We start from the raw sequence: 8,610 nt of genomic DNA, 5'->3' as shown, positions 1-8,610 counted from the left end.
GCAAACTCGTCCACACTCTCCTCGAGACGGCCGAGCCCGTCCGCCCCGAGCTCTACCTCACCGCCTGACCATCACCCACCACAGGAAGCAAACGGAGTGACACCACACGACGGGACTTGACCATCATCCCCGCGCGGGCGGGGAGCACTCCGCGCAGCTGGGTGAGCAGCGGCACCCGCGCGGGATCATCCCCGCGCGGGTGGGGAGCACCGATTCGGGCCGGTCGTGGAATTGCGCGGGCAGGGATCATCCCCGCGCGGGCGGGGAGCACGCGCCGATGCGTGAAGGTCTCGGCATGATGGTGGGATCATCCCCGCGCGGGCGGGGAGCACGACGATCCATTGCGCCCCGTCCCGCGCGGGCCGGGATCATCCCCGCGCGGGCGGGGAGCACTGCCCGGAGGATGCGGGGCTGGTGGGGCGCGTGGGATCATCCCCGCGCGGGCGGGGAGCACCCCGCCGCGATCGCGTCGTCTCCAATAGCCATGGGATCATCCCCGCGCGGGCGGGGAGCACCATCACGCGACCGCCTCGACGACAGCGCCGATCGGATCATCCCCGCGCGGGCGGGGAGCACACCGAAGCAACGAACGCACAACTAGCAGAATTGGGATCATCCCCGCGCGGGCGGGGAGCACTCCGCCGCGCCGGGGACTGAGGTCGCGCTGGAGGGATCATCCCCGCGCGGGCGGGGAGCACCGGCGCAGATCCTTGGGGGGGTGCTCTGACGTGGGATCATCCCCGCGCGGGCGGGGAGCACAGCACGCAGGCCGCGTAGAACAGCAGCTGGTCGGGATCATCCCCGCGCGGGCGGGGAGCACGACGAGCACGCCCCCGGGGTTCTCGATCAGGTCGGATCATCCCCGCGCGGGCGGGGAGCACCACGGAGGCCGTAGCGCGTGGTTTCCGACGCAGGGATCATCCCCGCGCGGGCGGGGAGCACGCGGCGCAAGTCCGCGAGTACACGGACAACCTGGGATCATCCCCGCGCGGGCGGGGAGCACGCCATAGCGCGCAGGACGTCCTGCACACCGACGGGGATCATCCCCGCGCGGGCGGGGAGCACTAGCTAGATAATCTGAGCGGGTTTCGTGGGCGGGGATCATCCCCGCGCGGGCGGGGAGCACCCGATATGACGGCGTATTGGCCGCTGGAGAACCGGATCATCCCCGCGCGGGCGGGGAGCACCCTGATTGATCAGGGGTTTATCCGAAAGAATAGAGCATTCGCAATCACTTCTGCTCACGCTTTGTGAGTGCGAACGATCTGCGGTCGTACCGCGCGCAGCCTATTCGGCGCCTCAGGCGGCCAGCGCGTCGTCGATCAGCTGCTGCAGGCGCGCGAGGTCGGTGCCGTCGCCGATCATCTCGAACACCGTGCCGTCGACGACCACGGTGGGCACGTACTGCAGCACCTGCGTGGTGCCCGGGAGCGTGCGGGCGAACCAGAAGTCGCTCGCCCGGTCGGCGAGGTCGCGCCAGGTGTCGCCCGACAGGGCGGCCGACAGATCTGTCTCGATGCCGGCGTCTGCGGCCATCGTCAGCAGCTGCGCGTCGGTCGGCGGGGCAGCATCGCCCTCGGGCTGCTGTTCGAGCATCAGGCGGTAGAGGTCGAGCACGGCATCCGTCTCGCCCGCGTCGGCTGCCGCGAACAGCAGGGCGGCCGAGCGCGTCGAGTATTCGGTCGCGTCGCCATGCTTCTGGCTCACGTAGGTCATGGGGTGAAGCACGAGCGTGATCTCGCCGGCCTCGATGCGCGAGGCAAGGGCCGCTCCGGTGTCGGCCTCGAGCTTCGCGCAGTACGGGCACGACGAGTCGCCGAACAGTGTGACCACGACGGGACCGTCGCCGATGCGGATGCCCGCTTCAATGAACGCGTCGCGCGCTGAGTCCCGCGCGGGGTCGGTGGCGACCGGCGGAGCAGACTCCGGCGCGGCGGCCGAGGCGCAGCCGGCGAGTGAGAGCGACGCGAGGCCGACGACGCCGACCAGCAGTGCGGTGCGCAGGGGGCGTGCGAGTGAGCGTGCGAGCGGCATGTCCCCATGCTAGCGCAAGTGGTCTGACCACACATTTGCAACCCCTCCACATCAGCCGTGACGATGCCGAGACCGCGCCGTGATATGCCCGAGCGGCCATGTGACCTCGCGTACCTTTGACGGATGCTCCGACGACTCGTCTCGCGCGCCTACTGGGCGCTCAGCCGGTGGCGGCTCGTCAGCGAGCCCGCGCCGACCACGCCCACCGTTCTCATCGGAGCCCCGCACACGTCGAACTGGGACTTCGTGCTCATGCTCGGCATCGCCTGGCACCTCGGCATCGACGTGCGGTGGCTGGGCAAGAGCAGCCTCTTCGCCGGATGGCGCGGTCCGATCATGCGCGCGCTCGGCGGAATCCCGGTCGACCGCAAAGACCCGAGCCGCGTCGTCGGCGAGGTCATCGAGCAGGTCCGCTCGGGCGAGGTCTTCGGGCTCGTCGTCACGCCCGACGGCACGCGCGGCGCGAACGAGTACTGGAAGAGCGGCTTCTACCGCATCGCCCGCGAGACCGGCATGCCCGTGACCCTCGGCTACGTCGACCGCACCACGATGACCACGGGCCTCGGCCCGACCCTCGAGCTCACCAGCGACGTCGCATCCGATATGGACCGCATCCGCGCCTTCTACGCCGACAAGGCGGGCTTGCGCCCCGAGCTGCGCACCGAGCCCCGCCTGCGCGACGAGCGTTCGCTCGCGCCCGTCGGCTGAACCGGCCGCCGTCCAGACACGGGGCGGCTGAGTCAGCCGGCTGCGATCACGTCGACGGCGAAGGCTCCGGATGCCGCGGCCCGCCGCTGGTCGTTCGTCCACAGCTCCGCGCACCCGGCGAGCCTGTTGTGCCGGTCAGGCACGTCGACCCGGCCGACAGGCGCGATCCGCGCCACCGGCTTTCGGCGCCGCGTGAGCACGGCTTCCTCCGCTCCGGATTCGACCATCGCGCCGACATGCTTACGACGCCAGCTCCTCGCGAATGATGTTCGTCCCGGCACTGAGCGAGCTCAGCTTCGCCAGTGCGACGTCGCGAGGGAACGGCGCCATTCCGCAATTCGTGCTGGGGATGAGCTTGTCCGCATCGACGAACGCGAGCGCCCTGCGGAGGGTGTCGGCGACCTCCTGCGGGGTCTCGATCGTCTCGCTCGCCACATCGATGGCCCCGAGCATGACCTTCTTGCCACGGATGAGCTCGATCAGGTCCATCGGAACATGGGAGTGCTGGCACTCCAGCGAGACGATGTCGATGGCGGACCGCTGCAGGAGCGGGAACGACTCCTCGTACTGTCGCCACTGCGACCCGAGGGTCGCCTTCCAGTCGGTGTTCGCCTTGATCCCGTATCCGTAGCAGATATGCACAGCGGTCTGCGCGCGCAGCCCTTCTGCCGCTCTCTCCAGCGTCGCGACCCCCCAGTCCTTGACCTCATCGAAGAAGACGTTGAACGAGGGCTCGTCGAACTGGATGATGTCGACGCCCGCCGCTTCGAGCTCTCTCGCCTCCTGATTGAGGATCGTCGCGAACTCCCACGCCAGCTTCTCGCGGCTGCGGTAGTGGTCGTCGTAGAGCGTGTCGACCATCGTCATCGGACCGGGGAGAGTCCATTTGATCGGACGATCCGTCGTTTCGCGGAGGAACCTCGCGTCGTCGACGAACACCGGCCGTTCGCGACTCACCGCCCCGACGACGGTCGGCACGCTCGCGTCGTAGCGATCACGGATGCGCACGGTCTTGCGCTGCTCGAAATCGACTCCGCTGAGATGCTCGATGAACGTCGTGACGAAATGCTGGCGGGTCTGCTCGCCGTCGCTGATGATGTCGATGCCGCGTCGGCTCTGCTCCTGGACGGCGATGAGCAGCGCATCCTGCTTGCCCTCGACCAGCGCGTCACCTTCCAGCTTCCATGGAGACCAGAGCGTTTCCGGCTGTGCGAGCCACGTCGGCTTGGGCAGGCTCCCCACGATCGAGGTCGGCAAGAGCGTGTGCACGGTGGACTCGCCGCTGGTCATGCGACGCGAGCGGCGTAGCCGGCGGCCCACCGCTGGAGTACTTGCCCATGCGGCTTGATGAAGTGCTCTTCGGCGTACTTGCCCTGGGTGATGGCGAGTTGACTGCGTTCGACGCGGTCGTAGCCGATCTGGGTCCGCGAGTAGTCCTGTTCGTTCAGGCTCGGCCGGTAGACGGCGGGGGCGGCGGAGTTCGCGTTGTAGATCTCGGGGCGATAGATCTTCTGGAACGTCTCCATCGTGCTGATCGTGCTGATGAGCTGCAGGTTGGAGTAGTCGCCCAGCAGATCGCCGCGGAAGTAGAAAGCGAGGGGCGCAACGCTGCCGCGAGGCATGAAATACCGCACGCGCAGTCCCATCTTTCCGAAGTATTCATCGGTCAGCGAGAAGGCGTCCTGCTCGTACTCGACACCGAGGATCGGATGATGATTCCCGGTCCGGCGGTAGGTCTTGCTCGTCGAGACGCTGATGCAGATCACGGGCAGTTGCGCGAAGCGCTCCTGGTACGCGGCGGACTCGAGGAAGTGGTTGAACAGCTTTCCGTGCAGGTCGCCGAAGTCCTGGGGGATGACCGACGTGGTCGAGCCGGCGCCGGCTGCGGGCAGCAGCACGCTGAAGTCGAAGTCGCGGATATAGGACGAGAAGTTGTTTCCCACGATCCCGTGGTGGCGGGCGCCGGTCTGCTGGTCGGCGATCCGGGTGTCGAGGACCTCGATCAGCGGGAACTGCTGGTCCTGGCCCTCCGCAGTGAACTGCAGCTGCACGGAGACGATCTCGAGTTCGACCGTGTAGCGGTCCCGGTTGGGGTTGTCCCAGTGTGCGAGGTCGTTGAATCGGCGGTTGATCATCGCCAGTGTGTTGCGGAGGTTCTGCTGGCGGTCCTCGCCTCGGGCCAGATTGGCGAAGTTCGTCGTGAGCCGGGAGTCTTCGGACGGCGAGTAGTTCTCATCGAAGCGGGTGGTGGAGATGCTGAAGGTGAATTCGTCAGCCATGGTGAGCAATCCGGTGGGTGATCGGCCGGGCTCGGCCTGCGAAAGTGGACCCCTCCATGGTGAAGGCGTTCGGAGCATATCGGGTAACTCGGCAAGGCTATGCCTTCATATAGGCTCTGCCTATGGTGCAAATGATGAGCGCGCTGACGCTGCAGCAACTGCGCTACTTCATCGAAGTCGCGGCGGAGGGGTCGATCTCCGCTGCCGCCGACGTGCTCTACGTCGCACAGCCGACCCTGTCCGCGGCGATGAAAGATCTCGAGGCCCGGGTGGGCCGCTCCCTTCTCGTGCGCTCCGCCCGGGGGGTCGCCCTCACTCTCGACGGGGCAGAGTTCCTCGGGTACGCCAGACAGGTCGTCGAGCAGGTGGAGCTTCTCGAGCAGCGCTACCTCGGTCGACCGCCGTCGCGACGCCTGCTCGGGGTGTCGGCGCAGCACTACTCGTTCGCGGTCGACGCGTTCGTCCGCATGGTGAAGGCGACCGGTGCGGCAGAGTATGAGTTCTCCCTTCGGGAGACTCGCACCTGGGACATCATCGAGGATGTCCGGACGCTGCGCAGTGAGATAGGCATCCTCTACCGGAACGACTTCAACCGGAAGGTCATCGACCGGCTGCTGCGCGACTCCGGGCTCGCGTTCCACCGGCTCTTCCTCGCCGAGCCGCACATCTTCATCTCGCGGAACAATCCACTGGCCTCACGAGGGCGTGCGACGCTCGCCGATCTCGAGGGCCTGCCGCGGCTCACCTTCGACCAGGGGGCGAACAACTCGTTCTACTTCGCCGAGGAGATCCTCTCCACCCTGTCGAGTCCGCAGGAGATCCGGGTCTCAGATCGGGCGACGATCTTCAACCTCATGATCGGCCTCGACGGCTACACGATCTCGACGGGCATCATCAGCGACGAGCTCGACCCGGAGATCGTCGCCATCCCGCTGGATGTCGACGAGCGCATCGAGATCGGCTGGATCGGCCACGCCGCGATTCCGCTCACCGAGCAGGCGCGGCGCTACCTCGAGGAGGTGCGGGCTGTCGTCGCCGGTTTCGGCGTAGAGGTGCTCGGATAGCACTCGCCCCGGCATTCGCGCTGTGGGCCGGCGGCAGTGCCGGTTCCGCTGAGATTCTGTGGGCGGTTGCAGGTGCGCGCGGCGATCTGATTGAGTGCGAACATGCCTCTGCCGATCCTGGTCCTGACGCTCGCGACGGGTTTCGCCCTGTGGGTCGGCTCCCTGCTGATCGCGTCGGCGGCAAACCGTGGCATCCGGATGCCGTACTGGACGAACCCGCCCCGCAACCGGCCGCTCGCCATTGCCGTTCGCGCACTCGGCTCGGCACTGCTGGTTCTCGGCGCCAGCTGGCTCGCCGTTGTCGTCGACCCGTGGTGGATGGCGCTGGCTCTGTTCGCGCCGCTGATCGGCATCCCGTTGCTGATCATTCCGCTGCACAACCGTCGGGTGGCCGCGAGAGCGGCGGCGAACGCGAGCGCATAGCTCTGCGCCGGCAGCAGAGCCCTGACGTCAGGCGTCGAAACGCGCGCCCTCCGGCCGTGAGCGGCGGAGTGCGAACAGCAGCAGCAGGACCGTGCCGAGGGGCAGGACGGCAAGCAGCCACCAGAACCCGGACATGTTCGAGTCGTGCAGTCGGCGGATGAGCACTGTGATGCCGGGGATCACGGTCACGATGATCCAGATGCCCGCGACGATCAGAGCGAACGCGGCGACCGGCGAATCCGGTGCGGGTGTGTCGCCGACGGTGAACAGGGGGATGTTCGCGAAGAACAGCGATCCGAACGGGCCGAACAGCATGGTCGGGTTGGGTGTGCGGTCCGAGGTGATCCAGGGGATGACGAACCGGCCGAGACCGACGACCATGAGGTTCACGAGCATCCACCACCAGTATTCGCTGCGGCTGGCGCGCCCGCGGATCCTGAACGCGTGTGAGATGAAGCGCTGCATCGCCTGACCGGCGGATGCGCCCACGAGCGGCTCGCAGTCGAGGTCGGCGGCGCGTACGTCATCGGTCACGAGCGCGAGCCTAGCGTGCTCGCTTGCACGCGCGTTCCCGACAAGAAAGTGCTTGACGGATGCCCCGCCCCGGCCTAACCTACAACCAAATGGTTGTACATACAGAATCCACGAACGATGACATCGACCGCATCTTCCAGGCTCTCGCGGCGGCGACCAGGCGCGACATCCTGGTGCGCACCATCGAGCAGGAGCTCTCGGTGTCGTCTCTCGCGCGTGAGTACGACATGTCGTTCGCGGCGGTGCAGAAGCACGTCGCCGTCCTCGAGGCCGCTGGCCTCGTCGTCAAGCGGGCCGAGGGGCGCGAGCGCCTCGTCCGGGCGGATCCGAACATGATCGTCCGGGCCCGGGCGCTACTGGACCAGTACGAGGCGCTGTGGCGCACGCGCGTCAGCCGCCTCGACGCGATCTTCGCGGCTGAGAGTCCCGCACAGACACCCGCAACAGCACAAGAAACCGCGCAAGACCGCACGACAGAACAAGAAGGAGAGTGACATGCCTGTCACCGCCGTCACCACCGACCCCGAAGCGCTCACCATGACGCTCACGGCCGACTTCGCCGCACCGCCCGAGCGCGTGTTCGCGGCGTTCACCGACCCGCGCCAGCTCGAGCGGTTCTGGGGCCCTCCCGGCTACCCCGCGACTTTCACCGAGTTCGACCTCTCGGTCGGCGGGCGTGCGAGGTATCACATGACCAGCCCGAAGGGCGAGCAGTACCACGGGGCCTGGGAGTTCCTCTCGATCGACGGCCCCGGCAGCCTCGAGGTGCTCGACACCTTCGTCGACGCCGACGGCAACACGGTGCCCGACATGCCCGCGCAGCGCATGACCTTCACGTTCGAGGCATCCGCCACCGGCACCACTATGCGCAACGTGTCGTACTTCACGACCGCCGAGGCGCTCGAGCAGGTCGTCGCCATGGGCGCGGTCGAGGGCTCGACGCTGGCGATCAACCAGCTCGATGCCGTGCTGCAGGGACTGCGCGAGCACGCGCAGGGCAAGGGCACACGCACCGAGATCCTCGACGACCAGCACGTGCGCATCACGCGCCTGATCGACGGGCCGCTCGACCTCGTGTGGCGCGCGCACCAGGAGCCCGAGTTGCTGCAGCAGTGGCTGCTCGGACCCGACGGCTGGGCCATGACCAAGTGCGAGGTCGACTCGCGCGTCGGTGGCCGCTACCTCTACTGGTGGGAGCCCACCGGCGACACCGAGGGCCGGGGCTTCGGCTTCGACGGCGAGACGCTCGTGTTCGAGGCGCCGCGCCGCGCGGTCACGACCGAGCACATGATCGGCACCGACTACCCGTCGACGCTGAACGACCTGAGCCTCTACGAAGAGGACGGCGTCACGCTCGTCACCCTCATCGTCGAGTACGCGAACGCCGAGATGCGCGACGCCGTGCTCGCGACGGGCATGACGGACGGCATGGAGACCAGCTACGCACGTCTCGAAGGCATCCTCGCGACGGTCTGACTCAGACCAGAGGGTGACGGATGCTGCGGCATCCGTCACCCTTGTCTTTGCTGCGGGCGGCACCCGACCGCGGCAGTTTCCTGCGACCGCGC

10 protein-coding genes and 1 CRISPR repeat array are annotated in these 8,610 nt (G+C 67.6%); of the genes, 5 read left to right on the top strand and 5 right to left on the bottom strand.

Going from position 1 to position 8,610, the window contains the following annotated elements:
• Positions 1–119: 119 nt before the first annotated feature.
• A CRISPR array of direct repeats spans positions 120–1,187; the repeat unit is 29 nt; unit sequence GGGATCATCCCCGCGCGGGCGGGGAGCAC.
• A gap of 112 nt (positions 1,188–1,299) precedes the next feature.
• Entirely contained in the window at positions 1,300–2,034 is a 735-nt protein-coding gene (locus AB1K54_RS15765; RefSeq protein ID WP_371203707.1) for a DsbA family protein, read from the bottom strand.
• A gap of 123 nt (positions 2,035–2,157) precedes the next feature.
• Between AB1K54_RS15765 and AB1K54_RS15760 the strand changes: the two genes are divergently transcribed.
• Positions 2,158–2,742, top strand: coding sequence for a 1-acyl-sn-glycerol-3-phosphate acyltransferase (locus AB1K54_RS15760; RefSeq protein ID WP_371203706.1), 585 nt, complete (start codon positions 2,158–2,160; stop codon positions 2,740–2,742).
• 32 nt (positions 2,743–2,774) lie between these two features.
• Here the strand turns inward: AB1K54_RS15760 and AB1K54_RS15755 are convergent, their stop codons facing one another.
• The 3 genes from AB1K54_RS15755 to AB1K54_RS15745 are packed head-to-tail and all read right to left on the bottom strand — an operon-like array spanning position 2,775 to position 5,021.
• The gene (locus AB1K54_RS15755; RefSeq protein WP_371203705.1) at positions 2,775–2,969 is read right to left on the bottom strand and encodes a hypothetical protein; all 195 of its coding nucleotides are present in this window, start codon (positions 2,967–2,969) and stop codon (positions 2,775–2,777) included.
• Positions 2,970–2,982: 13 nt separating this feature from the next.
• Entirely contained in the window at positions 2,983–4,011 is a 1,029-nt protein-coding gene (locus tag AB1K54_RS15750) for a methionine synthase (RefSeq protein WP_371203710.1), read from the bottom strand.
• A gap of 17 nt (positions 4,012–4,028) precedes the next feature.
• Positions 4,029–5,021, bottom strand: a complete 993-nt coding sequence (locus tag AB1K54_RS15745; protein ID WP_371203704.1) for a DUF1852 domain-containing protein — start codon at positions 5,019–5,021, stop codon at positions 4,029–4,031.
• Positions 5,022–5,143: 122 nt separating this feature from the next.
• Between AB1K54_RS15745 and AB1K54_RS15740 the strand changes: the two genes are divergently transcribed.
• Both AB1K54_RS15740 and AB1K54_RS15735 read left to right on the top strand, forming a co-directional pair.
• Positions 5,144–6,085: a LysR family transcriptional regulator gene (locus tag AB1K54_RS15740; protein WP_371203703.1), complete on the top strand. Its 942-nt coding sequence runs from the start codon at positions 5,144–5,146 to the stop codon at positions 6,083–6,085.
• Between the two features lie 102 nt (positions 6,086–6,187).
• On the top strand, positions 6,188–6,508 hold the full coding sequence (locus tag AB1K54_RS15735; RefSeq protein WP_371203702.1) for a hypothetical protein: 321 nt from the start codon (positions 6,188–6,190) through the stop codon (positions 6,506–6,508).
• A gap of 27 nt (positions 6,509–6,535) precedes the next feature.
• Here AB1K54_RS15735 and AB1K54_RS15730 read toward each other — a convergent pair whose 3' ends face one another.
• Positions 6,536–7,042, bottom strand: coding sequence for a DUF805 domain-containing protein (locus tag AB1K54_RS15730; RefSeq protein WP_371203701.1), 507 nt, complete (start codon positions 7,040–7,042; stop codon positions 6,536–6,538).
• Between the two features lie 89 nt (positions 7,043–7,131).
• Here AB1K54_RS15730 and AB1K54_RS15725 point away from each other — a divergent pair, with 89 nt between their 5' ends.
• Together AB1K54_RS15725 and AB1K54_RS15720 are read left to right on the top strand one after the other, a co-directional pair.
• Positions 7,132–7,536, top strand: a complete 405-nt coding sequence (locus AB1K54_RS15725) for an ArsR/SmtB family transcription factor (protein WP_371203700.1) — start codon at positions 7,132–7,134, stop codon at positions 7,534–7,536.
• A gap of 1 nt (position 7,537) precedes the next feature.
• Positions 7,538–8,518, top strand: coding sequence for an SRPBCC domain-containing protein (locus tag AB1K54_RS15720; protein WP_371203699.1), 981 nt, complete (start codon positions 7,538–7,540; stop codon positions 8,516–8,518).
• Positions 8,519–8,610: the final 92 nt, after the last annotated feature.

The organism is Microbacterium sp. BWT-B31 (genome assembly GCF_041379855.1).
GTDB lineage: Bacteria > Actinomycetota > Actinomycetes > Actinomycetales > Microbacteriaceae > Microbacterium.
Note: the sequence above shows the minus strand (reverse complement) of the source record. Positions and strands in the feature narration are given on the sequence as shown.